Genomic DNA, 23,031 nt, shown 5'->3' on the forward strand with positions numbered 1-23,031 from the left:
CAGATGGTCGGCATCACGGTGCCAGCTCGCGTGCGGTCCGCCGCGGTCGTCATGGGTCCGGCGTTCGTCGTCGCGGTCGCCTACGTCGACCCCGGCAACTTCGCGACGAACATGGCCGGTGGCGCGGCGCACGGATACCTGCTGTTGTGGGTGATCGTCAGCGCGAGCCTGCTGGCGATGTTCGTCCAGTACCAGTCGGCGAAGCTCGGCATCGTGACCGGCCGCAACCTGGCGGAGCTCTGCCGCGAGCACTACCCGCGACCGGTCACGGGGCTGCTGTGGGTGCAGGCGGAGCTGGTGGCCGTGGCCACCGACCTGGCGGAGTTCGTGGGCGCGGCGGTGGCGCTGAACCTGTTGTTCGGCGTGCCGCTGCTGCCCGCGGCCGGCATCACCGCGCTGGTGTCGTTCGGCATCCTCGCGCTGGCACCGCTGCGGCGGCGCCGGTTCGAGTCGGTGATCATCGGCCTGCTCGCGGTCGTGCTCGGCGGCTTTCTCTACCAGACGCTGAACCTCGGTCCGCTGACCGGCGCGGTGGCGGGGCTGGTGCCGGGGTTCGCCGGGGTGGACAGCGTGCTGCTGGCCACCGGCATGCTCGGCGCCACCGTCATGCCGCACGTCATCTACCTGCACTCGGCGCTGACCCAGCGGCATCACCGGCCGGGCGACGTCCGGGAGGTCCTGCGCGCCAGCCGCACCGACATCGCCGTCGCGCTGGGCATCGCGGCGGTGGTGAACGTGAGCATGCTCGTGGTCGCGGCCGGTGCGTTCCACCAGACCGGTGCGCCGCGCGAGTCGTTGCAGGACATGCACTCCGGGCTCGGGCAGCTGCTCGGGCCGGGCGCGGCGCTGGCGTTCGCGCTGGCACTGCTCGCGTCCGGGCTCGCCGCGTCCAGCGTGGGCACCTACTCCGGTCAGGTCGTGATGGAGGGGTTCCTGCGCCGCCGGATTCCGTTGTGGCTGCGGCGGTTCGTGACGATGGCGCCCGCGCTGGCGGTGCTCGCGTTCGGCGTCGACCCGACGAAGGCGTTGGTGCTGAGCCAGGTCGTGCTGTCGTTCGGCATCCCGTTCGCGTTGGTGCCGATGGTGTTGCTGGCGCGGCGGAAGGACGTGATGGGCGCGTCGGCGAACCGGCGCGCCGTCACGGCGGCCGGTGCGGTGGCGGCGCTGGTGATCTCGTCGTTGAACCTGTTCCTGCTCGTGCGGACGGTGGTGGGCTGATGGTCGCGGCAGTGGTGCTGGGACTGGGAATCGGCGGTTTCCTCGACGGCATCGTGATCCACCAGCTGCTGGGCTGGCACCACATGTTGTCCGGTTGGTATCCGGCTGAGGACACGCGGCTGATGATGGTCGGGGACGGGCTGTTCCACCTGCTGTGCCTCGTCTTCGTGCTCATCGGGGTGGCGCTGCTCAACCGGCGGGCGCCGCTGCGGGAGAGGGTGCTGCTGGGCGGGATCCTCGCCGGGTGGGGCGTGTTCAACCTGGTCGAAGGCGTGGTGGACCACCAGGTCCTGGGTCTGCACCACGTCCGTCCAGGACCGGACCAGCTGGCCTACGATCTCGCGTTCCTGGCCTCGGGGTTGGTGTTGCTGGTGTTGGGAGCGGTGTTCGCGGGTAGTCGTGCGATGTGGAAATCGAGCACGAGGTGACCAGGCGAGAGTCCAGCCTGCTGGCGACCTTCTCCGACTACCTGGAGGCGCAGCGGCTGGTGGACCGGATGTCCGACGACGGGTTCCCGGTGGAGAGCGTGCGGATCATCGGTGACGGTGTCCGCACGGTCGAGCAGGTGACCGGGCGGATGACGCGAGGCAGGGCCGCGGTCGCCGGCGCGGCGAGCGGTGCCTGGTTCGGTGTCTTCATCGGACTGCTGTTCGGGCTGTTCACCGCCGGTGCGGCGTGGCTGTGGCTGTTGCTCGTCAGCCTGGTGATCGGTGCCTTCTGGGGCGCGGTCTTCGGATTCGTGGCGCACTGGAGCACGCGCGGCCGGCGGGACTTCTCCAGCGTCATGACGTTGCAGGCGCAGCGCTACGAGGTGCACGTCGACCAGGCGATGGCCGCTCGGGCGGCTCGCTACGTCCTCTGAGGCCCATGCAGACCTTCCTCCCGCACCCGGACTTCGCCGCCACGGCCCGAATCCTGGACCGTCGGCGGCTCGGGAAGCAGCGGGTCGAGACACTGCAGGTCCACCGCGCGCTGGTGGTGCCGGGCCACGGCTGGCGGCACCACCCGGCGGTGCGGATGTGGGCGGGGTACGAGGAGGCCCTGGTGCGGTACGGGCTGGAGATCTGCGCGGTGTGGCGTGCCGCGGGCTTCCTCGACACCTGCGAGGCGACCATGCGGTCGGATCTGGCGCGTGCCAAGGACATCCTCGTGGTGCGCACCCAGGACGAGCTCGCCGTCGCGGGCGAGCTGCCACCGTGGCTGGGCGACGAGGCGTTGCACCGCAGCCACCAGTCGGCGTTGGTGCGCAAGGATCCCGAGCACTACCGGCGGTACTTCCCGGACGTGCCGGACGATCTTCCCTACGTGTGGCCGCCGACGCTCACCCGCACGGTGAACCCGTCCTCGTCGCGTCCCATCGACACGTAGTCGCAGGTGCGGTGCAGGATCCACAGGCCGAGCCCGGCCGAGCGGCTGGCCGCCGTCGGCATCAGCCCGGCCAGCGCGTCCGCCGGCCCCGATCCCCGGTCGGTCACCGTCACCACCACGCGCGAGTCGTCGGTCCACAACCGGAACCGCACCGGCGGGACGCCGTGGCTCAGGCCGTTGGTGACGATCTCGCTGGCCGCGTAGACGATGTCGTGCGCTCCGTCCTCGCTGAGCCGCACGCCCGCGATCGCCGCGCCGACCGCCTCGCGGACGGCCGCCGGCGTCGGGTCGACCAGGCAGACCAGCGGCGGCGCCTGTTCCAGCAGGTCAGGGACCGGTGCGCTGAGCGGCAGGCCGCTGCCGAACTCGGGGCTGGGCAGGTGCTCGCCGGACGCCGTGGCGATGTACTCGTGCGTCCGGACGACGTCCGCGAGCACCTCCTGCGGTGTGGTCCTGGTGTCGTACGGGCACAGGCCCCACAGCGGGAACTCGGCGTACGCCTGGTTGACGGCGTTCTCGTAGCGGCCCCACCAGTCCCACGGCACGCCGAAGCCGGGGTGCGGCACGTCCCCGATCGCGTGGATCTGGGTCGCGCCCGCCTTCGCGTGCTCGCCGAAGATGGCGCGGTAGCTCGCGATCGCCTCGGCCGGCCGGGCGTACTGGTCGGCACCGGGCAGATACGTCACGGCGTCGTCACCGAGCGCATTGCGCAGCAGGGCGGTGTTCTTCTCGGCGCACGCCACCAACGTCGGCTGGCCCGCGCGCAGGCCGTCCTCGACGAACGGCACCGCGATCGCCAGGAAGTCGTCGTCCGAGCCGTAGAACGCGGTCTCGTGGTAGAAGCCCGTCATCGGGCCTGCTTCCCGAGGACGGCGTCGCTGACACCGGACGTGCACATGAGGCCCGATCCTACGCTCGTCGTCACTGGGCCATCCGGGGGAACCTGCAGGCAGGCCCGCGGTTCGGGACGCGCCGGACCGCGGGTGCACGCGAACTGCGCTACCGTCATGGCGGGTTGAGCAGGCAGCCCGTCCGACGGGTCGCGCCGGCCCCGCAGGGAGGCTGCCCAGTGCACATCGACTCCGCTCCTTTCGTCACCACCACCGAGAGCGTGGGCGCCGCCGTCGTCGTGCGCGTGGCGGGTGAACTGGACTGCACGACCACCGACGAGCTGTCCGGCTGCCTGGACGGGGCGGTGGGCTCGGTCGCGCCACCCGCACCCGTGGTGGTGGACCTGACCGACCTGCGGTTCCTCGGTGCGCAGGGGATCGGGATGCTGCTCGACCACCAGGACATGTGCCTGCGCAGGGGCAGCGCGCTCGTGGTCGTCGCGAACACGGCGGCGGTGCTGCGGCCGTTGGAGGTGCTGGAGCTGACGGAGGTGCTGGGCGTGCGGCCGTGCGTGTCGTCGGTGCTGACACCGGAGGGGTCCGAACTCGCCTGACCCGTCCACAAAGGACTCGGAGGAGTGGTGCCCACCGACGACCCCTCGTTCGTCATGCTCGCGGACCTGCTCGAGGCGAGCCATCTCGTCACCGTGGAGCAGATTCCCGGGCTGGTCGAGCGGTGCGCCGCCACCGCCGGGTTCTCCGAGGTGCTGATCCTGCTCGCGGACCTGCGGGAGGAGAGGCTGGTCGCGCTGCACCCCGGTGGGGTGCGGTCGTTGCCGGTGGACGCGAGCCTCGCCGGCCGGTCGTTCCGCGACGTCACGCTGATCGTGAGCCGGCGGGGCGAGGCCCGGCACTTCTGGATCCCGTTGCTGGACGGCACGGAACGCATCGGCGTCCTCGGCGTCACCGCGCCGGACGAGGAGAAGCCCACCATGTGCCGGTTGCGGGCGCTGGCGTCCCTGGTCGCGTTGACGCTGGTGAGCAGACGCCCGCACAGCGACACCTACCAGCGGCTCGTGCGCACCCGGCCGATGACGGTCGCCTCCGAGGTCGTGTGGCCGTTGATGCCGCCGCTGACGTTCGCCACGGACAACCTGGTGCTCACCGCCGTGCTGGAACCCGCGTACGAGATCGGCGGCGACGCCGTCGACTACGCGATCTCCGGTGACGTCGTGCACCTGTCGATGTTCGACGCGATGGGCCACGACCAGTCCGCGGGCCTGACGGTCGCGCTCGCGACCGGCGCGTGCCGCAACCACCGCCGCCGCGGCCACGGTCTCGTCGAGACCAGCGTCGCGGTGGACCAGGTGATCGGCGAGCAGTTCGGCGGCCGGCGGTTCGCCACCGGGGTGCTCGCCGACCTCGACTACCGCACCGGCCGCCTGAGCTGGGTGAACCGCGGCCATCCGCCGCCGTTGCTGATCCGGCAGAGCCGCTGGTTGCGTCAGCTGCGGTGCCGTCCGGCGCCGCCGATGGGCTTCCGGCTGCCCGCCACACCCCAGTTGTGCCACGAACAGCTGGAGCCGGGTGACCGGCTGCTCTTCTACACCGACGGCATCGTCGAGGCCCGCGACCCGCAGGGCCGGGAGTTCGGCCTGCGGCGGTTCGCGGACTTCGTGATCCGCCGCGAGGCCGACGGCTGCCCGGCGCCCGAGACGCTGCGCCGCCTGATGCGCACCGTGCTGGAGCATCAACACGGACGACTGCAGGACGACGCGAGCGCGCTCCTCGTCGAGTGGCAACACGAACGCGAGCAGTCGGTGGTGGTCCATCACAGCATCGGCGGCATGGACCGGTAGCTCTCGGCGTAGTAGTCACCCGTGCGGCGCCGGTAGTCCTCCGGGTCGGTGTCCGCGTCGTACTCGGGCGCGTTCTTGATCTGTTCCTTCGTGCGGTCGACGTAGACCTTGCGCTCGTCGTGGTCCACCCGCTGCACGGTGCCGACCGGCAGCACGACGGTACGGCCGAAGATCCACGGTCCGGTGGAGATCATCAGGCAGTCGTCGGGCACCTTCGCGTTGTTCTCGTCGATCTTGCCGATCTCGCCGTCGGTGGCCTCGACGTGGTAGCCGATCAGGCCGGTGTCCGGACGTTGCGCGAGCTCGTCGGGCCCAGGTCCCTCGGTCCAGGACAGGTCCCGCCACGCCCACGGGATGAACGGGATCGGTTGCATCACATGCCTCCCAGGGGAATCGGACGCGGCGGTCCGTCAGCGGTCGCCGCGCGTCACGTCGTCGAGCACCAGCGACAGGCCGATGCCGAGCATCCACACGTCCTTGGCGAGCGTGATGCCCTGCTCGGTCGGCCAGATGCTGCCTTCCCGCCGCATGCCGGGCGTCTTCGCGTACAGGCCGAGCAACGCCCCGGCGAACCCGGTGAGCGCGAGACCCGCGACGGCCGCGGGCACGAACGGCAGCAGCAGCGCGGCACCGGTCGCCATCTCACCGGCGGCCAGCAGCGAGGTGAACCGCTTCGCGTCGATCTTGCGCAGCACCGGGTAGGTGCTCGCGGCCCAGCCGTGCAGGCGTTCGGCCGTCTCCTGGTCGGCGCCGCGCTTGCCGAGACCGGAGTGCAACACGAACGCCCCGGCGGCGGCGCGTGCGGGCAGCTGCCGCAGGAGCGAGCGGCTGATCATGTCCTGACCTCCTCGGTGACGGTGCCGAACGGGTACCCGCAGCGGTGGCGGCGAACACCGGTCTTCGCACGCAAGGCGGTGGGGCGATCATTAGGCTTCAGTCATGTCCGGCCCCAGACCTGAAGACGCGCACGCTCTCGACGAGCTGATCGCCGAGCTGCGCGCGCTCAAGGTGTGGGCGGGAAACCCGTCGTTGCGGCAGATGGAGAAGCTGTCCGGGCTGGCTCGCAGCACCCTGGCCGACGCGCTCAGCCCGCGCCGGAAGACCGCGCCGGCGCTGGAGGTGTACCTCGGGCTGCTGCGGGCGTTCGGCGTGCGGGACGACGAGGCCGGACCGTGGCTCGCCGCGTGGCGCCGCGTCCAGGCCGAACCTGCGCCGCGCGGCCAGGCCGGTGCCGCGGTGGTGCCGCGTCAGCTGCCCGCGGTGGTGCCGGGTTTCACCGGGCGCGCCAAGGCGTTCAAGGAGCTGACCGCACTGCTGGAGGGCGGCAGCAGGCTCGCGGTGGTGTGCGGGATTCCGGGCGTGGGCAAGACTGCGCTGGCCGTGCAGTGGGCGCACCAGGTGGCGGCCAGGTTCCCGGACGGGCAGGTCTACCTGGACCTGCGGGGGTACTCGTCCGGCCCTCCGGTCACCGCGGACCAGGCGCTGGCGCTCGCGATCCGGGCGTTCGGCGTGCCCGGTGAGGACATTCCGCTGCAGCAGGACGCGATGGTCGGCATGTACCGGTCGATGACGTCCGAGAAGCGCGTGCTGGTCGTGGTGGACAACGCGCCCAGCGCCGCACACGTCCGTCCACTCGTGCCGGGCGGACCGGGCTGCATGACGGTCGTGACGAGCCGTGACCGCCTGGCCGGGCTCGTGGCCAGGGAGGGCGCGCACCGGCTGGAGCTCGGCGTGCTCACGCCCGAGGAGGCACCGGCGGTGGTGATCAGCGTGCTGGGCGCGGAACGGGCGCTGCGCGAGGAGGCCGCCGTCGACGAGCTCGTGCGGCTCTGCGGGTACCTGCCGCTCGCGTTGCGGATCACCGCCGCGAACCTCGCCGACCGTCCACATCAGACGATCGCGGAGCTGATGGCCGAGCTGACCGCGGGCGACCGGCTCACCGCGCTGGAGATCGAGGGCGACGCCGACGCCGCGGTGCGCACGGCGTTCGACCACTCCTACGCGACGCTCGACCCGGTGGCGCGGACGTTGTTCCGCCGCATGGGGATGGCGCCGGGGCCGGAGCTGCCCGCGCGGGCGGCGGCCGCGTTGCTCGACCGCCCGGACGCCGAAGCCGCGCTGCGCACGCTGGTCGCCGCACACCTGGTCGAGGTCCGCGCCGCCGGACGGTACGGACTGCACGACCTGCTGCGGCTCTACGCCCGTGAGCGTTACGCGGCAGAGGAAAGCGCGGACGAGTCGATCGGCCGCCTCTACGCGCAGTACCTCGACCTGGCCGTGGCCGCCGCACGCGCGGTGCGTCCCGACTTCTCGGTGCTCGCGTCGATCAGTCCACAACACACGTTCGCGAACGCCACCGAAGCGCTGCAGTGGTTCGACACCGAACGCGCGACCCTCGTGTCCCTGATCGAACAGGCGGGCGCGCCGATGGCGTGGCTGCTCACCGACGCGTTGCGCGGCTGCTACTGGTTGCGCCGCCACACCGCGGAATGGCTCGCCGTCGCCCGCGTGGGCCTGGCCGCCGCCGCGGACGACCCGAGCGCGTCCGCCGCGATGCACCTGTCGCTCGGCACCGCGCACTGGGGTGCGGGCGACCACCACGCGGCCGCACAGCACTTCGAGCGGGCGGTCGAGTTCAGCCGGGCGGCGGGCGACCGGTTCCGCGAGTTCAGCACGCTCGGCAACCTCGGCGGTGTGCACGCCGAGCTCGGGTCGCTGGAGGAGGCGGCCGACTGCTTCCGCCGCGAGCTGGCCTTCTACGCCGAGATCGGCGACACGGCCCGGCGCGCGCGGGCGCTGGGCAACCTGGGTCTGACCGAGATGCGGCTGGGACGCCTGGTCGAGGCCGCGGCGAACCTGCGGCTGGCCGTGGAGCTGCGCGAGCAGATCGGTGAGACGCGGTCTGCCGCGAACTCGCTGGGCGCGCTCGGCGTCGTGCACCGCTACCTCGGCGAGCTGGACCAGGCCGCGCACTTCCTGCGGCGGGCCCGGCAGCTCAACCACGACCACGAGGACCGGGTCAGCGAGGCCGCCGCGCTGGACGACCTCGCCCGCGTCCACCGCGACGCGGGCCGGCCGCAGGAGGCGGTGCGGTGCGCGGAGGAGGCGCTCTCGCTCGCCACCGGCTCCGGCAGGGTCGAGATCGACGCGCTGATCACGCTGTCGGCTCTGCGCGGCCGCCGCGACGACCTGCGGCGGGCGTGGCGGATGGCGGTGGCGATCGGGTACGGGCCCGGTGTGGCGGACGCGCTGGTCGAACTGGCCTGGCTGGACCTCGCGAGCGGCGACGCCGAGGCCGCGGTGGGCAACGCGACAGAGGCGCACGAACGTGCGTCCGCGACCGGTCAGAGCATTCTCGCCGGCCTTGCCCTGGTCGCCCTGGCCAGCGCGCACGAGGCGCGCGGCGACACCTCCGCGGCCGCGGACGCACGGGTGCGGTCGGCGGAGGTGCTGCAGAGCGCCGGACATCGAGGTGTCCGGGATCGTCCGAACGGCTTGTGAGCGGCCACGGCACTTGATACATCCGTGGCTGAAGGGGGATCCATGAAGAAGATGACTGTGTCGATGACGGCTGCCCTGACACTGGGCGTGCTCGTCGCACCTGCCGCCGAGGCCGGTACCGATCCCGTGTACGACCCGGGGTCGTCGGTGCCCAGCCGGTTCGCGTTCCAGCCCTCGAAGGCCGGTGTCGGCGAGGCACTGGCCTCCGGCTCGTTCTCCGAGTACGGCGCGTCGCTCGGCGGGCGTTCCTACGTCAAGGACCTCGCGGACGACGGCATGGACACGAACCTGTGGGTGCAGTACGGCAAGTTGCAGAGCTACACCTACACCGAGCGGGTCGCGACCGCGTCGGGTGCCGGCGTGAGCACCCCGGTCGCTTGGGGCTCGCCGGTGGACCTGCACGTCGACTTCATCCGGGTGAGGGTGTGCTTCGGTCAGGGTGAGGACAACTGTTCCAAGTGGGTGGGCTGACCGTGAAGAAGTTGGCGCTGGTCCTGGGCCTCGCACTGGCTTTCGGGCTGTGCACGGCGCCGTTGGCGCACGCGATCAAGTGCTCGGGCGATCCCGTGTACGACCCCGGTGGGGTGGGCCCGTGCTACTTCGGGCTGACGCCCGTGATGCCCGGCGCCGAAGCGACGGTCAAGGGCAGGTGGTTCGACCGGACGCCGTACTTCGACCCGCAGGCCTCCTACGTCAAGGACACCGCTGACGACGGTATGGACGCCTACCTGTGGGTGCGTTACGCCCAAGGCACCCAGACGAGCGAGGAGCTGCTCGCCCGCGCCTCGGGCCCCGGTGCGACGGCGGCGGTCCACTGGTCGTTCGCCCCGGCCGTCGACTCCTTCTCCGTGCGGGTGTGCGTCGGTGAGGGCACGACGACCTGCTCGGCCTGGAGGACCTGACCGGGGTGTCCGGATCCGTCCGGGCCCGTCCGAGCGTCTTCCCCGGTGAGCGCCCTGAGATCACGCTCGGGGAGTGCTGAATCCACTGAAGCGCGGCCGGTCCGGCCTGGGGGTCTGGACCGTCGGCGTCACCACCGTTGTCCCGCCGAAGATCGTGAGCCTGCCCAGGAGCAGCTGACCGCGATGAGTTCCGCCCGCCCGCTCGGTCCACCTCTCGAAAGGGGTGGGCCGAGTGGACCTGTACAGCGTGATGTGTGTGAGTGACCTCGTCAGGTCGTTGTGGTGGTACGAGGTCTTCTTCGGACGTGAGGCGGACGAGGTCATCGGCCAGGAGCACCTCTGGCGGGTGGGGGAGAACGCCTACGTGGTGATCGACGCCCGTGACGTGCGGGCGGCTCGGGTGGGCGGGTCCATGATCACGTTCGGCGTGCGCGGGGTCGAGCTGTCGCAGGCGCTGGCCCGGCTCACCGAGCACGGCATCGCCTGCGGGCCGGTGGAGACCTACGCCAACGGTGTCCGGCACGTCGAGGTCCTCGATCCGGACGGCAACAGCCTGTCGCTGGCCGCGCTGCCGTGATGCGCACCGCCCGGCGTTTGCACGTAGAGTCCGGAAGGTGACCGACGAAAACGTGCTGGGCCGCATCAACGAGCTGGTCGAGGAGGAGCACCGCCTGCGCGAACGCGTGGTGGCCGGCGAGATCTCCAGCTCCGAGGAACACGACCGCCTGCGCGCCCTGGAAGAGGCGCTCGACCAGTGCTGGGACCTGCTGCGCCGGCGTCGCGCCGCCCGTGCCCAGGGCGAGGACGCGGACGACGTCTCCGCGCGCTCGGTCGGCGAGGTCGAGGGCTACCTGCAGTAGGCCTCACTCGGTGTCGCGGAAGATGATCCACCGCAGCACGCTGTACATGAACGCGGCCTCGCACGCGCCGGCGACGACGCGGGACAGCAGGTACTGCACGCCGATCGCGGTGAGCGCGCTGCCGACGCCCAGGATGAACGCCAGGTAGTTGATTCCGATCGCCACCGCGTACAGGCCCGCCTGCGGGCCGACGGGGGCGTGCGAGCGGAAGTTCAGGGCGCGGTTGAGCACGAAGCTCAGGCCGAACGCCAGGACGTACGCGATCGTGAACGCGATCGGCACCGGCAGGCCGAGGCCGCTGCGGAACAGGGCGAGCAGTACCAGGTCGAGGCCGAACGTGCATCCGTTGATCAGCGCGAAGCCCAGGAAGCTCGGCGCGACGACGCGGGACAGGCCGAACGGCAGCCACCGCACCACGACTTCCATCAGTGCGTGGAACCGCTGGGTCATGGCACGACAGTGCCACGACCGCGAAGGCGGAAACCGGCGAACCGCCCACCGTCCGCAGGTGTTCGGTTGTTGTTCACCGGGATCAGCCGTTGACCCTTCGCCACTGCGTCGGGCTCATCCCGTGCACCTTGCCGAACGTCCTGGCGAAGTAGCCGGCGTCCGGGAACCCCACCTGCCGCCCGATGTCGCCCACCGGCAGCTCGGTGACGGCGAGCAGCCGCCGTGCCTGCACCATCCGGCGCTCGGTGATCCACTCCTGCACGGTCCGGCCGGTCCGCCTGCGCACGGTCGAGGTCAGGTGGCCGGGGGAGATGCGCACCGCGGCCGCGACCTCGCGCAGTGACAGCGGGTCCGGGTACCGGCGCTCGATCACGTCGAACACCTCGGCCAGCAGCGGTTCGGCGTTCTCGCGCAGGTCGCCGACCACGTCCGCGGCCAGCCGGGACACCCCGACCAGCAGCAGCACCAGGTGGGCGGACACGGCCTCGCGGTAGCCCTCGCGGCGGTGGTGCAGCTCGTCCCGCAGCGCGTGGATCCTGGTGGTCCAGTCGTCCCGGTCCGGCACGGGCACCTTGAGCCGCAACGCGTTCCTGGCTCCGCCGTGGACGAACGGGAACAGCAGCGGGTGCGTGCGCCACGCGAGGTGCGCGCCGGGGGTGTCCGGGCCGAGCGCGTCCGCGGTGAAGAACACGCCCCAGCCCTGTGCGTCCAGGAGGTCGTCGTGGTCGGCCTTGCCCGTGACGTCGCCGGGCGCGATCACGAACAGGTCGCCCGCCTCGACGTGGCGGACCTGCTTCCCCGCGCGCACGATGCCGCCGTCGGCCGCGAAGTACGCGATGCCGGGGAAGTCGTGCGAGTGCGCCTCGTGCGCACCCTTGATGTCGGCGTCGTGCCCCAGCGGCAGGACCTTCACGGCCAGCTCGCCCGGTGCCGGCTGCCACCGGTAGGTCGGCGGCTGGTCACCGCTCAGCGACGTTCGTCGGATCTGCACCGTCAGATAGTCCCATTCAAACCACGGATCGACGCAGAAACCTTGCTGGCAGCGCATTCAGAATGGGTTCATGACCGAAACATCGTCCCACGAGCGGCACTATCTGCCGGGGATGGGCAAGCACTACCTGTTGCCGTTCTACGACCTGCTGCACCAGGTGACCGGGCTGGCCGCCGTCCACCGGGAGATGATCACCTTGGCTCGGCTGCGGGGCGGCCGGCGGGTGCTGGACGTGGGCTGCGGAACGGGAAACCTGTTGCGCTCCACCGGGAAACGGCATCCCGACGTCGAGCTCACCGGCGTGGACCCGGACCTGAAGATGCTCGCCAGGGCCGAGCGCAAGACCCGGCGGGCCGGGGTGAAGGCGCGGCTGGACCGCGGGTTCGCGCAGGAGCTCGCGTTTCCGGACGACTCGTTCGACGTCGTCTTCTCCAGCCTGATGCTGCACCACCTCGACCCGGCGGCCAAGGACGAGATGCTCGCCGAGGTGCGCCGGGTGTTGCGGCCGGACGGGGTGCTCGTGCTCGCCGACATCCGCCACGAGGCGGCGGGCGAGCGGATCGCGGCGGCCGGGTTCACCGTCGAGCCGACCCGGCGCCGCAAGCTGCGGATGCTCGCCGAGATCGGCATCGAGGTCGCCGCGGTCCACTAGCGACAGGTCCATTGTCGACCGATTGAAGGTGCACAATGTTGCTTGCGCGCCAACAGTTCCGGTCCTTCGCGAACTTGCGGGACACCCTCGAACGGGGGTGAGTTCTCCTCTACGCTGCCCGCCGTGACAGATGCGACGGGAAGCCTGGTGGCGCACCGCTACCGGCTCGTTCAGGTGATCGGCACCGGCGGCATGGGCCGGGTCTGGCTCGGCCGTGACGAGGTCATCGGCCGGGAGGTGGCGATCAAGGAGCTGCTGCTGCCCGCCGGTCTGGACGAGCAGCAGCGGGCGTTGCTGTGCCAGCGCGCCATGCGGGAGGCGCAGCTCGCCGGGCAGCTGAACCACCCCGGCATCGTCACCGTGCACGACGTCGTCGAGTACAACGGCACGCCGATGATCGTGATGGAGTTCGTGCGCGGCGGTTCGCTGTCCGACGCGATCAAGGCCAGGGGTGCGCTGCCGGTCGACCACGTCGCCCACGTCGCGAACGCGATGCTGAGCGCGTTGCGGGTGGCGCACCAGGCCGGGATCGTGCACCGCGATCTCAAGCCCGCCAACGTGCTGCTCTCCGGCGACCGGGTCGTGATCACCGACTTCGGCATCGCGCGGCTCACCGGTGACGTCCCGCTGACCACCGACGGCTCGATCGTCGGCACGCCCGCGTACATGGCGCCCGAACAGGGCACCGGCGCGCCCATCACGCCCGCGACCGACATGTGGTCGCTCGGCGCCACCCTGTACGCCGCCGTCGAGGGCCGGCCGCCGTACCAGGGCCAGGACTTCATGACGACGCTGTCGATGCTGCTCACCCAGGAGCCGCCGCCTCCGGTGCGCGCCGGGCGCCTGTCGTCGTTGCTGGGTGGGCTGCTGCGCAAGAACCCCGCCGAACGCGCGTCGGTCGACCAGGCCCTGGCGTTGCTGGCGGGGGCACCGATCGTCCTGCCGACGCGGAAGACCGGTGTCCGCAGACGCACGTTGCTGCTCGCGGGCGGCGGCGCTCTCGCGGTGTCCGGTGGCGGCACGGCGTGGTGGCTCAGCTCGCGCAAGACCACCGGCAACGGCGCGGAACTGCCGTCCTCCAACAACACCAAGCTCGCCAACTCCGACGGCGGCTCCGAGAAGTCGACCACGTCGTCGGCCGGGAAACCGGAGGACATCACCGAGCACGTCCAGCTGTCCGACCACAAGGCGACCGTCACGTCGATCGCGTGGAGCCCGGACGGCAAGGTGCTCGTCAGCGGCGACGACGGCCTCGACGGTGCCGTGGTCCGCATCTGGGACACCGCGACCGGCAAGCTGATCGGCACCGTCCAGAACCCGGACGGCCCCGGCGGTGCCTCGGCGTGCGCGGTGGCGATCAGCCCGGACGGAAAGATCCTCGCGGCGGGCGGCAACCGCACCGGCGACAGCACCACGTACCTGTGGAACCTCGCCGACCGCACGCAGATCGGCACGCTGGAGGACGCCAGGGCGATCATGCAGGCCCTGCGCTTCCACCCGGACGGCAAGACCGTCGTCGGCCTGACCCACACCGGCGGCCTCAAGGTGTGGGACGTCGCCACGCGCAAGGTCAAGATCGGCCTGACCGAGGCCCACGGCGGCGACGACATCACGTTCAGCCCGGACGGCAAGCTGCTGGCCTACGGCGGCACCAAGTTCCAGGAGATCAAGCTCGTCGACTCGGCCACCGGCAAGACGGTCAGGACCATCAACGACTCGTCCGCGAGCGGTGTGTCGTTCTCGCCGGACGGCAAGACCCTCGCGGTTCCGGACGACGACGGCACCAACAGCCTGCAGCTGTGGGACGTGGCGACCGGGCAGAGCAAGGCGGTCTTCGACCGGACCGAGGGCGACGACATCATCACGAAGACCCTGTACCACCCGGACGGCAGAACGCTCGCGACCTGGGGCCACGGCAACTCCGTGCAGCTGTGGGACGTGGCGTCGAAGTCGGTGCGCGCCAACGTCATCGGCGCCGGCGGGAAGATCGAGGCGGTGGCGTTCGACCCCAAGGGCGAGCGGATCGCCTGTGCGGGCGAGGACAAGTCGATCCGGATCTGGAGGCTGCCCCAGCGCTGACCGAGCGTCACACGTCCGTCACAGACGCGGTGATCAGGGGCAACGCGGGTTTCCTAGCGTCAGTCTCCATGACCGTTGACGACGAGGTGCGAGCGCCGGCGCTCGAAGCGTCCAACGAGACGCTGGAGGACTACACCCTGCGGTTCGCGCCGCGCACGTACCGGCGCTGGACGCCCGCGGTGGTCGGGGCGTCGGCGCTGGGCGGGATCGCCTACATGGCGGACTTCTCGATCGGTGCCGGCATCGGGCTGACGCACGGGACCGGGAACGCGTTGCTGGCCATCCTGTTCGCGGCGGTCGTGATCTTCGTGACCGGTTTCCCGCTGGCCTACTACGCGGCCAGGTACAACATCGACCTCGACCTGATCACCCGCGGATCCGGGTTCGGCTACTACGGTTCGGTGCTCACCAGCGTCATCTTCGCGAGCTTCACGTTCATCTTCTTCGCGCTCGAAGGCTCGATCATGGCCCAGGGCCTGCGGTACGCCGTCGGGCTGCCGTTGTGGCTGGGATACCTGACCTCGACCCTGGTGATCATCCCGCTGGTGATCTACGGGATGAAGGTGCTGGCGAAGCTGCAGAGCTGGACGAACCCGCTGTGGCTGCTGCTGATGGTGGCGCCGCTGGTCGTCCTGATCGTGCAGCAGCCGGACTCGGTGCGGCGGTGGCTCGCCTACGGCGACAACGGTGTGAGCACGGCGGCGGTCATGCTGGGCGCCGGGGTGTGCCTGTCGCTGATGGGGCAGATCGGCGAGCAGATCGACTACCTGCGGTTCATGCCGCCGCGCACCGCCGAGAACCGGCGTGCCTGGTGGACGGCGACGATCCTGGCCGGGCCCGGCTGGGTGGTGTTCGGCGCGTTCAAGCAGGCGATCGGCGTGTTCATGGCCGTCTACGTGCTCGACGCGGTGGGCGCGGTCGCCGCCGTGGAGCCGATCGAGCAGTTCACCGGGGTGTTCAAGCAGTTCATGCCGCCGTGGCTGGTGGTGCCGCTCGCGCTGGTGCTGGTCGTGCTGAGCCAGGTGAAGATCAACGTCACCAACGCCTACTCCGGGTCGCTGGCCTGGACGAACTCGTTCACGCGCGTCACCAAGCGGTATCCGGGACGGCTGGTGTTCGTGCTGGTGAACCTCGCGATCGCACTGGTGCTCATGGAAGCCGACATGTTCAGCTTCCTGAACAAGCTGCTGAGCTTCTACTCCAACTGCGCGATGGCGTGGGTCGTCACGGTGGCGACGGACATCGCGATCAACAAGTACCTGCTGAAGCTCTCGCCGAAGCAGCCGGAGTTCCGGCGCGGCATGCTGTACGCGGTCAACCCAGTCGGCGTCGGGTCGTTCCTGGCGTCGTCCCTGCTGTCCATCTCGGTCTACTTCGGACTCCTCGGGACGGCGATCCAGCCGTACTCGCCGCTGGTGGCCGTCGGCATCCCGATCGTGCTGACGCCGTTGCTGGCCGTCGTCACGAAGGGCCGCTTCTACCTGCGGCGCACGGACGACGGCATCGCCGAGCCGGTGCTCGACGAGACCGGCAACCCGAGCGGCACGCGCTACGACTGCGTGGCGTGCGGTGAGTCCTACGAGCGGCCGGACATGACGGCGAGCGCCGCGGGCGGCACGATCTGCTCGCTGTGCCTGAGCACGGACCGGGAAGGTCTGCACGTGCTGCCCTGATCGGGCAGGATCGGGCGCCATGCAGGAACTGGCGTTGCTCGCCGTCGCGGGCGTGCTGATCATCGTCGCGGTGTCGTACTTCGCCCCGAAGCTGGGGGTGGCGGCGCCGGTGCTGCTGGTGCTGGTCGGAATGGGCTGCAGCCAGCTGCCCGGCGCACCGCACGTCTTCGTGCGGCCGGAGTGGATCCTGACGGTCGTGCTGCCGCCGATCCTGTACTCGGCGGCGGTGAACGTGCCGGTCGTGGACTTCCGGCGCAACTTCGCGACCATCGGGTCGCTGTCGGTCGTGCTGGTGGCCCTGTCCGCGTTCGGCACCGGGTTGCTGCTCTGGTGGCTGGTGCCGGACCTCGGGTTCGCCGCCGCGCTCGCACTGGGCGCGGTGGTCAGCCCGCCGGACGCGGTCGCCGCCACGTCGATCGGCAAGAAGCTCGGCCTGCCGCCCCGGCTCGTGACGATCCTCGAAGGCGAGGGGCTGGTCAACGACGCGACGGCGCTCGTGCTGCTGCGCACGGCGATCGTCGCGATCACGGCCAGCGTCTCTTTCGCCGGGGCCTTGGGCGACTTCGCGTTCGCCGTGTCGGTGGGCGTGGTGATCGGGGCGGTGGTCGGCATCGCCTCGGTGCAGGCGCGCTCGCGGATCCACGGGCAGCCGGTCCTGACCACGGCGATCTCGTACGTGGTGCCGTTCCTCGCGTTCATCCCGGCCGAGGAGGTGCACGCGTCCGGCGTGCTGGCGGTCGTGGTCGCCGGCCTGATCACCGGGCACCTGAGCGCGCGGAGGTTCACCGCCCACGACCGCGTCTCCGAACGGACGAACTGGCGCACGATCCAGCTGCTGCTGGAGAACGGCGTCTTCCTGCTGATGGGCTTCGAGCTCACGTCGGTGGTCAGCGACGTGGCGAACGAGGGCCTGGCGCGCACCCTCGTGCTCGGCCTGCTGGTGACGCTCGCCCTGATGGTGCTGCGCGGGGCCTTCGTGATCCCGCTGATCGCGTTGCTGCGCCGTCAGCAACGCCGTGCCGACGCGTTCGCCGACAAGATCGAGTCCTTTGTGGACCGATTCGTCGCGCGCGGTCCGCGCCCCGGTGACGAGAAGCGGTACGACCGCGGTGTCCGGGCGCTGCAACGCAGGCAGGCCGATGTGGCGTTCTACGCCAACGAGGGGCTGAGCTGGCGCGGCGGCGCGGTGCTGGCGTGGTCGGGCATGCGCGGCGTCGTGACGCTCGCGGCCGCCCAGACGCTGCCCACGGACCTGCCGTACCGGCCGGAGCTGATCCTGATCGCCTTCACGGTCGCGATCGTCACGCTGGTCGTGCAGGGCGGCTCGTTGCCGCTGGTGATCCGGTGGCTCGGCATCCGGGGCAACGACGACGAGCACGAACGCCGCGAGTACGCGCGCCTGGCGGGCGAGCTGATGGCGGCGACCCACAGCTTCCTGGGCAACCCGGAGCTGTGCCGCGAGAACGGCCGGGAGTTCGACCCCGAGCTGCTGGAACAGACGCGGGAACGCACGCTCGCGATGAGCGAGGGCGTCGAGAAGATGTTCGTCGAACAGGACCAGGACAGCGTGCTGCACCAACGCCGTGAGCTGCAACGGATGATGACGGAGGCCCAGCAGAACGCCCTGCTGGAGGCGCGGGCCGGCGGCACCTACGCCTCGCACACCCTGGAACGCGCCCAGAGCTTCATCGACGGCCAGGCCACCCGCTTCTTCTGACTCCGACGGCTCAGCCCAGCAGTTTGTCCAGCGTGATCGGCAGATCGCGGACCCGTACACCGGTCGCGTGGTGCACGGCGTTCGCGATCGCGCCGGCCACGCCGACGATGCCGAGCTCGCCGATGCCCTTGGCGCCCAGCCCGCTGATCACCGGGTCCGGGTGGTTCAGGAACCTGACGTCGATGCGCGGGACGTCGGCGTGCACCGGTACGAGGTACGAGGCGAGGTTGGCGTTGGTGAACCGGGCACTGGCGTCGACCTCGGTGGCCTCCAGCAGCGCCTGGCCGATGCCCATCACGACCGCGCCCTGGATCTGGCTGCGAGCCGCCTTGGCGTTGACGATCGTGCCCGCGTCGCACACCGACAGCCAGCGCGTCACGCGTGGTTCACCGGTGAGCCGATGGACTTTGACCTCGCAGAAGTGCGCGCCGAACGAGCGGAAGCCGTGCTCGGGGTCGACGAGCTTGGGCGAGGTGCCGACTGCTTCCACGCCACCGACGTCGCACGTCGTGAGCAACGTGCCGAAACTCGTGGTCAGGCCACCGGACGACACGCTGCCGTCCCGGTAGACGACCGACGCGGGATCCTTGCCGTAGAAGGGAGAACGCGGGTTGGTCACGGCGAGGTTGACCAGTTCGGCCTGCACGGCCTTCGCGGCGGCCTGAACGGCCGGACCGTTGGTGCCCGTCGACGTCGAGCCGCCCGCGTTGGCCGCGGCGGGGGAGGTGGAGTCACCGAGCTCCGGCCGGACGCGCGCGACCGGGATGCCCAGCTCGTCGGCGGCCAGGATCGCGAACACCGTGTACTGACCGGTGCCCAGGTCGGCGGCGGTGCCGGAGACCGACGCCGTGCCGTCCGGCAGGAGCCGGACCTTGACCGACGCCTGGCCTCGGCCCGAGCCGTAGGTCGCGGTGGCCATGCCGGTGCCCACGAGCCAGTCGCCGTCGAGGGTCGCGCGGACCTCCCCAGGGCGTCCGGCCCAGCCGAACTCCTCGGCGCCGAGGCGGTAGCACTCGTCGAGGTGCTTGCCGGACCACGGTTTCCCGGTGTTCGGCACGAGCGTGGCGTAGTTGCGCAGCCGCAGTTCCAGCGGATCGAGGCCGAGCTGTCCGGCGAGCTCGTCCATCGCGCTCTCCAGCGCGAACGAGCCGTTGGCCTCGCCCGGCGCGCGCATCACGGTCGCCGCGCCGAGGTTGAGCGGCACGATCGTCTTGGTGACGCGGATGTTCGGGCTGGCGTAGGTGGTCAGCGTCCAGTTCGCGACAGACTCGGACCAGTTGCCGCCCAGGCCCCTGCTGGTCACGCCGTCGTTGACGATCGACGTCAGCTTGCCGTCCGCGGTGCACGTCATCGAGAGGGTCTGCTTGGTCCTCGGGCGGTGTCCAGCCATCGCGAACACCTGCTCACGCGTCAGCGCCGCCTTGACCGGCCTGTTCAGCGCCCTCGCCGCCGCGCACGCCAGCGGGACCTGCGCCCAGTTGCCCCACTTGCCGCCGAACCCGCCGCCGACGTGCGGGCTGAGCACGTGGATCTTGGCCGCGTCCACGCCGAGCGTCTCGGACAGCCTGCGCTGCACCAGAAGCGCGCCCTGCGACACCGTGTAGACGGTCAGGTGGTCGTCGTTCCAGGTCGCCACGGTCGCATGCGGTTCCATCGCGCAGTGGTGCTGGAACGGGGTGGTGTAGCTCGCGGTGAAGGTGACGTCGCCCAGGGCCTGGGTGCCGACGACCTCCTCGACCTCTTCGTACTTGCGCAGCGCCGGCCCGGGGAAGTCGGTGACCGGCGGCTGCTGCTCGTAGGTCGCGGTGACCAGCCCGGCGGCGTCACGGGCCTGTTCCCACGTCTCGGCGACGACGAACCCGATGGCCTGGCCGAAGAAGCGCACCTCCTTGTCCTGCAACGGGGGGAAGCGCTCGTCGTTCTGCTCCTGGACGTACGCGAAGAGCTTCAACGGGTTGAACGGCGTGTACACGGCCAGCACGCCGGGGGAGGCCAGCGCCGCGCTCGTGTCCATCGCGGTGATCTGGCCGCGGCCGACGGTGCTCGTGACCAGGTAGCCGTAAGCGACGCCGGGGATCTTGGTGTCGGCGGCGTACGGTGCCGCCCCGGTGACCTTGATGCGGCCGTCGACCCGGTCGACGGGCTGCCCGATCACCGCACACCCGCCGCGTCGAGCAGGGCGCGGACGATCGTGCGCTTCAACAGACTGGTTTTGAACGCGTTGTGCGCCAACGGCCGTGCTCCGTCCACAGCGGACTCGGCAGCGTCCGCGAACGTCCGTTCCACCGCCACGCCGCCCTTCAGCCGCTCTTCGACGGCGCGCAGCCGCCACGGTTTCGTGCCCACACCGCCCGCGGCGAGCCGGACGTCCTGGACGACACCGCGTTTGAGGTGCACCGCCGCCGCGACGGAGGTGAGCGCGAACTCGCAGGACTGCCGATCGCGGATCTTGAGGTACGTGGAGTGCCGCTGGGCCCACGGCAGAACCGGCACGACGACCTCGGCGATCAGCTCGCCCGGTCCGAGCACGTTCTCCCGTTCCGGCGTGCTGCCGGGCAGCCGGTAGAAGTCCTCCAGCGGCACGGTCCGGTCGCCGTCCCTGCTCCTGAGCACGACCTGGGCCTCCAGCGCGGCGAACGCGACGGCGACATCGCTGGCGTGCGTCGCGGCGCACGCGTCGCTGGTGCCGAGGATCGCGTGGCCGCGGTTGTTCCCGGTCAGCGCCGGGCATCCGCTGCCCGGCAGCCGTTTGTTGCACGCCGACGTGACGTCGCGGAAGTAGTCGCACCGGGTGCGCTGCATCAGGTTGCCGCCGATGCTCGCCATGTTCCGCAGCTGGCCGGACGCGCTGAGCAGCAACGCGCGGGAGATCATCGGGTGGGTCGCGGTGACGACCGGATGCGCGGCGACGTCGCTCATCCGCTCCAGCGCGCCGATCCGCACCGCGCCCGCGTGCAGCCGGATGCCCTTGAGCGGCAGCCGGTTGACGTCGATGACCCGGTCCGGCGTCAGGACGTCGAGCTTCATCAGGTCGACCAGCGTGGTGCCGCCGGCGAGGAACGCCGACCCCGGCCGGGCCAGCTTGAGGGCGTCGGCGACGGTCGCCGCCGAGGCGTAGTCGAACGCGTGCATCAGCGCTCACCGCCCTTGGCCTGCTTGATCGCTTCCAGGATGTTCGGGTAGGCGCCGCAGCGGCAGATGTTGCCGGACATGGCCTCCCGGATCTGGTCGTCGGTGCGGATCCCGCGTTCCTCGACGACCTTCACCGCGGACATGATCTGCCCGGACGTGCAGAACCCGCACTGGAAGCCGTCGTGGTCGATGAACGCCTGCTGCACCGGATGCAGCTCGTCGCCGTCCGCGATCCCCTCGATCGTGGTGACTTCCTTGCCCTGCAAGGTGGCCGCCAGCGTGAGGCACGACAGCACGCGCCGGTCGTCGACGTGGACCGTGCACGCGCCGCACTGCCCGCGGTCGCAGCCCTTCTTCGTGCCGGTGAGCTGCAGCCGTTCCCTGAGCGCGTCCAGCAGCGTCACCCGCGGGTCGATGCTGAGCTTCCGGCGCTCGCCGTTGACCTTGAACGCCACCTCGACGAGCCCCGCGGTGTCCGGCGTGCCGACCGCCGCGACCGCCTCGACCGCGGACGACGTGAGCGCGACTCCGGCCGAGACCGCCGCCGCCTGACCGAAGAACTGCCGCCTGCTGGTTGTCATGTGACCCCCTGTGCTCGGGGCCACACAAGCAGTATCGATCCGATGGGTCAATGCGCCAAGGCGCCGAATCTCGCCGGTAACGTCAGTTTCGGTGCCAGAGATCCGATGAATCTTGGCGTTTTGCGGGAATTGTGGTCGCTTGGGCGTTCACCCCGCTGAATCAGCTCGCGGTGATCGTCGTGCAGGTGACCTTCTGCCCTGGCGCGGAGGTCGAGGACGCCAGCACCTTCTCGCCGTCGAGCAGGATGCGGCACGTCAGCACCTGATCGCCGTTGGGCGTCGCGATGATCTCGGCCTTCTCGCCGGCGTTGACGACCACCTCCTCCGTGAACGGGACGGGGACGGCCTTGGCGACGGCGTGCGGCGTTTCCTTCTTGTAGCGGTCGGTGTTGCTCAGGTACTCGACCTGCATGGGGGTGGCGGTGGCGGGTTCGGTCGTCACCTCGTAGGTGATCGCCCAGGCCTTGCCGACCAGCGTGTTCCAGCCGCCGAACTGCTGCACCAGCACCACCGTGCCGCCGCCGACCACGGCCAGCACGCCGAGCACGATCACGAGCGTCTTCACAGGACGGACCCTATTGTGCTCGGCTCACTTCAGCAGCAGGCGCACGGTGAGTTCGAGGCGGTTCGCGACGTCGGTGGCCGTGGCGCGGCGCGTCACCCAGGCGACCAGGTTCGACAGCCACACGTCGCCGATCACGCGGGCGATGGCCTTCTGCTCGTCGGTGGGTTCCTCGGCGCTCATCGCGCGGGTGAACATGCTCTCCATCAGCCACGCGACGCGGTCGACCTCGGCGCCCGCGGAGGCGTCGGCGAAGGTGAACGCGCGGGTCATCGCCTCGGTGAGGTGCGGGTTGCGCTGCAGGCCCCTGGTGATGCGGCCGAGCACGAACAGCACGCGCTCGTAGGGGCTGTCGCCGGGAACGGTGGCGCGGTCCATCTTCTCCTGGGCGCGTTCCAGTTCGACGCCGAGGCTCGACACGAGCAGGTGGACCTTCGACGGGAAGTAGCGGTACAACGTGCCCAGCGCGACGTCCGCCCGGTCGGCGACGGCGCGCATCTGGACGGCGTCGAACCCGCCCTTGGACGCCAGCGCGATGGTCGCGTCGACGATCCTCTTGCGCCGTTCGCGCTGGGCCGCGGAGCTGAGCTCCTCGCCCGCCATCAGCGCGTCCGTGCGCGACTTCGAAGGTGACACGGAGATGATCCTCCTGAAAC

The 23,031-nt window shown here is 70.7% G+C and carries 25 protein-coding genes; 15 read left to right on the forward strand and 10 right to left on the reverse strand.

What is annotated here, in order from left to right; genetic code table 11:
- The first annotated feature begins 3 nt into the window (after positions 1-3).
- Genes ACWEIJ_RS22145 through ACWEIJ_RS22160 form a run of 4 tightly spaced genes read left to right on the forward strand, consistent with a single transcriptional unit; the run spans position 4 to position 2,586 of the window.
- Positions 4-1,218, forward strand: a complete 1,215-nt coding sequence (locus ACWEIJ_RS22145; protein WP_449839090.1) for an Nramp family divalent metal transporter — start codon at positions 4-6, stop codon at positions 1,216-1,218.
- Positions 1,218-1,646, forward strand: coding sequence for a DUF2243 domain-containing protein (locus ACWEIJ_RS22150; RefSeq protein ID WP_449839091.1), 429 nt, complete (start codon positions 1,218-1,220; stop codon positions 1,644-1,646). Before ACWEIJ_RS22145 ends, ACWEIJ_RS22150 begins: the two co-directional genes overlap by 1 nt.
- Positions 1,643-2,080, forward strand: coding sequence for a general stress protein (locus ACWEIJ_RS22155; protein WP_449839092.1), 438 nt, complete (start codon positions 1,643-1,645; stop codon positions 2,078-2,080). The genes ACWEIJ_RS22150 and ACWEIJ_RS22155 overlap by 4 nt, the downstream gene beginning before the upstream one ends.
- A 5-nt stretch (positions 2,081-2,085) precedes the next feature.
- Positions 2,086-2,586 (forward strand): MSMEG_6728 family protein, encoded by a 501-nt coding sequence (locus tag ACWEIJ_RS22160; RefSeq protein WP_449839093.1) that lies wholly within the window; start codon positions 2,086-2,088, stop codon positions 2,584-2,586.
- On the opposite strand, the gene ACWEIJ_RS22165 is transcribed toward ACWEIJ_RS22160, so the two are convergent.
- Positions 2,520-3,437 carry an anti-sigma factor RsbA family regulatory protein gene (locus ACWEIJ_RS22165; RefSeq protein ID WP_449839094.1) on the reverse strand — a complete coding sequence of 306 codons (918 nt, stop codon included), beginning with the start codon at positions 3,435-3,437 and terminating at the stop codon, positions 2,520-2,522. The two genes, ACWEIJ_RS22160 and ACWEIJ_RS22165, sit on opposite strands and share 67 nt — an antisense overlap.
- Before the next feature lie 218 nt (positions 3,438-3,655).
- Between ACWEIJ_RS22165 and ACWEIJ_RS22170 the strand changes: the two genes are divergently transcribed.
- Positions 3,656-4,030, forward strand: a complete 375-nt coding sequence (locus ACWEIJ_RS22170; RefSeq protein ID WP_449839095.1) for an STAS domain-containing protein — start codon at positions 3,656-3,658, stop codon at positions 4,028-4,030.
- Between the two features lie 27 nt (positions 4,031-4,057).
- Entirely contained in the window at positions 4,058-5,275 is a 1,218-nt protein-coding gene (locus ACWEIJ_RS22175; RefSeq protein WP_449839096.1) for a PP2C family protein-serine/threonine phosphatase, read from the forward strand.
- Here ACWEIJ_RS22175 and ACWEIJ_RS22180 read toward each other — a convergent pair.
- Positions 5,248-5,649 (reverse strand): PRC-barrel domain containing protein, encoded by a 402-nt coding sequence (locus tag ACWEIJ_RS22180; RefSeq protein ID WP_449839097.1) that lies wholly within the window; start codon positions 5,647-5,649, stop codon positions 5,248-5,250. The genes ACWEIJ_RS22175 and ACWEIJ_RS22180 overlap by 28 nt on opposite strands.
- Positions 5,650-5,685: 36 nt before the next feature.
- On the reverse strand, positions 5,686-6,111 hold the full coding sequence (locus ACWEIJ_RS22185) for a hypothetical protein (protein WP_449839098.1): 426 nt from the start codon (positions 6,109-6,111) through the stop codon (positions 5,686-5,688).
- A gap of 103 nt (positions 6,112-6,214) precedes the next feature.
- Between ACWEIJ_RS22185 and ACWEIJ_RS22190 the strand changes: the two genes are divergently transcribed.
- The 5 genes from ACWEIJ_RS22190 (at position 6,215) to ACWEIJ_RS22210 (ending at position 10,538) form a co-directional block, all read left to right on the forward strand.
- On the forward strand, positions 6,215-8,776 hold the full coding sequence (locus tag ACWEIJ_RS22190; RefSeq protein ID WP_449839099.1) for an ATP-binding protein: 2,562 nt from the start codon (positions 6,215-6,217) through the stop codon (positions 8,774-8,776).
- Between the two features lie 42 nt (positions 8,777-8,818).
- Complete coding sequence (locus ACWEIJ_RS22195) at positions 8,819-9,247, forward strand: hypothetical protein (RefSeq protein ID WP_449839100.1); 429 nt, start codon at positions 8,819-8,821, stop codon at positions 9,245-9,247.
- A gap of 2 nt (positions 9,248-9,249) precedes the next feature.
- Positions 9,250-9,678 carry a hypothetical protein gene (locus ACWEIJ_RS22200; RefSeq protein ID WP_449839101.1) on the forward strand — a complete coding sequence of 143 codons (429 nt, stop codon included), beginning with the start codon at positions 9,250-9,252 and terminating at the stop codon, positions 9,676-9,678.
- 250 nt (positions 9,679-9,928) lie between these two features.
- On the forward strand, positions 9,929-10,255 hold the full coding sequence (locus ACWEIJ_RS22205; protein WP_449839232.1) for a VOC family protein: 327 nt from the start codon (positions 9,929-9,931) through the stop codon (positions 10,253-10,255).
- A 37-nt stretch (positions 10,256-10,292) separates the two neighbouring features.
- Entirely contained in the window at positions 10,293-10,538 is a 246-nt protein-coding gene (locus tag ACWEIJ_RS22210; RefSeq protein WP_449839102.1) for a DUF2630 family protein, read from the forward strand.
- Between the two features lie 3 nt (positions 10,539-10,541).
- On the opposite strand, the gene ACWEIJ_RS22215 is transcribed toward ACWEIJ_RS22210, so the two are convergent.
- Both ACWEIJ_RS22215 and ACWEIJ_RS22220 read right to left on the reverse strand, forming a co-directional pair.
- The gene (locus ACWEIJ_RS22215; RefSeq protein WP_449839103.1) at positions 10,542-10,988 is read right to left on the reverse strand and encodes a GtrA family protein; all 447 of its coding nucleotides are present in this window, start codon (positions 10,986-10,988) and stop codon (positions 10,542-10,544) included.
- A gap of 82 nt (positions 10,989-11,070) precedes the next feature.
- Complete coding sequence (locus ACWEIJ_RS22220; protein WP_449839104.1) at positions 11,071-11,979, reverse strand: helix-turn-helix transcriptional regulator; 909 nt, start codon at positions 11,977-11,979, stop codon at positions 11,071-11,073.
- Between the two features lie 70 nt (positions 11,980-12,049).
- On the opposite strand from ACWEIJ_RS22220, the gene ACWEIJ_RS22225 reads away from it, so the two are divergent.
- The 4 genes from ACWEIJ_RS22225 (at position 12,050) to ACWEIJ_RS22240 (ending at position 18,100) form a co-directional block, all read left to right on the forward strand.
- Entirely contained in the window at positions 12,050-12,631 is a 582-nt protein-coding gene (locus ACWEIJ_RS22225) for a class I SAM-dependent methyltransferase (protein WP_449839105.1), read from the forward strand.
- Between the two features lie 123 nt (positions 12,632-12,754).
- Positions 12,755-14,710 carry a WD40 repeat domain-containing serine/threonine protein kinase gene (locus ACWEIJ_RS22230; protein WP_449839106.1) on the forward strand — a complete coding sequence of 652 codons (1,956 nt, stop codon included), beginning with the start codon at positions 12,755-12,757 and terminating at the stop codon, positions 14,708-14,710.
- Between the two features lie 68 nt (positions 14,711-14,778).
- Complete coding sequence (locus ACWEIJ_RS22235) at positions 14,779-16,383, forward strand: purine-cytosine permease family protein (RefSeq protein WP_449839107.1); 1,605 nt, start codon at positions 14,779-14,781, stop codon at positions 16,381-16,383.
- A gap of 19 nt (positions 16,384-16,402) precedes the next feature.
- Positions 16,403-18,100: a cation:proton antiporter gene (locus ACWEIJ_RS22240; RefSeq protein WP_449839108.1), complete on the forward strand. Its 1,698-nt coding sequence runs from the start codon at positions 16,403-16,405 to the stop codon at positions 18,098-18,100.
- Positions 18,101-18,110: 10 nt separating this feature from the next.
- Here the strand turns inward: ACWEIJ_RS22240 and ACWEIJ_RS22245 are convergent, their stop codons facing one another.
- The 5 genes from ACWEIJ_RS22245 to kstR form a co-directional block, all read right to left on the reverse strand.
- On the reverse strand, positions 18,111-20,255 hold the full coding sequence (locus tag ACWEIJ_RS22245) for a xanthine dehydrogenase family protein molybdopterin-binding subunit (RefSeq protein WP_449839109.1): 2,145 nt from the start codon (positions 20,253-20,255) through the stop codon (positions 18,111-18,113).
- Positions 20,252-21,232: an FAD binding domain-containing protein gene (locus ACWEIJ_RS22250; RefSeq protein WP_449839110.1), complete on the reverse strand. Its 981-nt coding sequence runs from the start codon at positions 21,230-21,232 to the stop codon at positions 20,252-20,254. The genes ACWEIJ_RS22245 and ACWEIJ_RS22250 overlap by 4 nt, the downstream gene beginning before the upstream one ends.
- Positions 21,232-21,687, reverse strand: a complete 456-nt coding sequence (locus ACWEIJ_RS22255) for a (2Fe-2S)-binding protein (RefSeq protein WP_449839233.1) — start codon at positions 21,685-21,687, stop codon at positions 21,232-21,234. The genes ACWEIJ_RS22250 and ACWEIJ_RS22255 overlap by 1 nt, the downstream gene beginning before the upstream one ends.
- A 286-nt stretch (positions 21,688-21,973) precedes the next feature.
- Positions 21,974-22,378 carry a hypothetical protein gene (locus tag ACWEIJ_RS22260; RefSeq protein WP_449839111.1) on the reverse strand — a complete coding sequence of 135 codons (405 nt, stop codon included), beginning with the start codon at positions 22,376-22,378 and terminating at the stop codon, positions 21,974-21,976.
- Positions 22,379-22,402: 24 nt separating this feature from the next.
- Positions 22,403-22,978, reverse strand: a complete 576-nt coding sequence (gene kstR, locus ACWEIJ_RS22265) for a cholesterol catabolism transcriptional regulator KstR (RefSeq protein ID WP_449839234.1) — start codon at positions 22,976-22,978, stop codon at positions 22,403-22,405.
- Positions 22,979-23,031 lie beyond the last annotated feature (53 nt).

The sequence above is a fragment of the Lentzea sp. NPDC004789 genome, assembly GCF_053601075.1.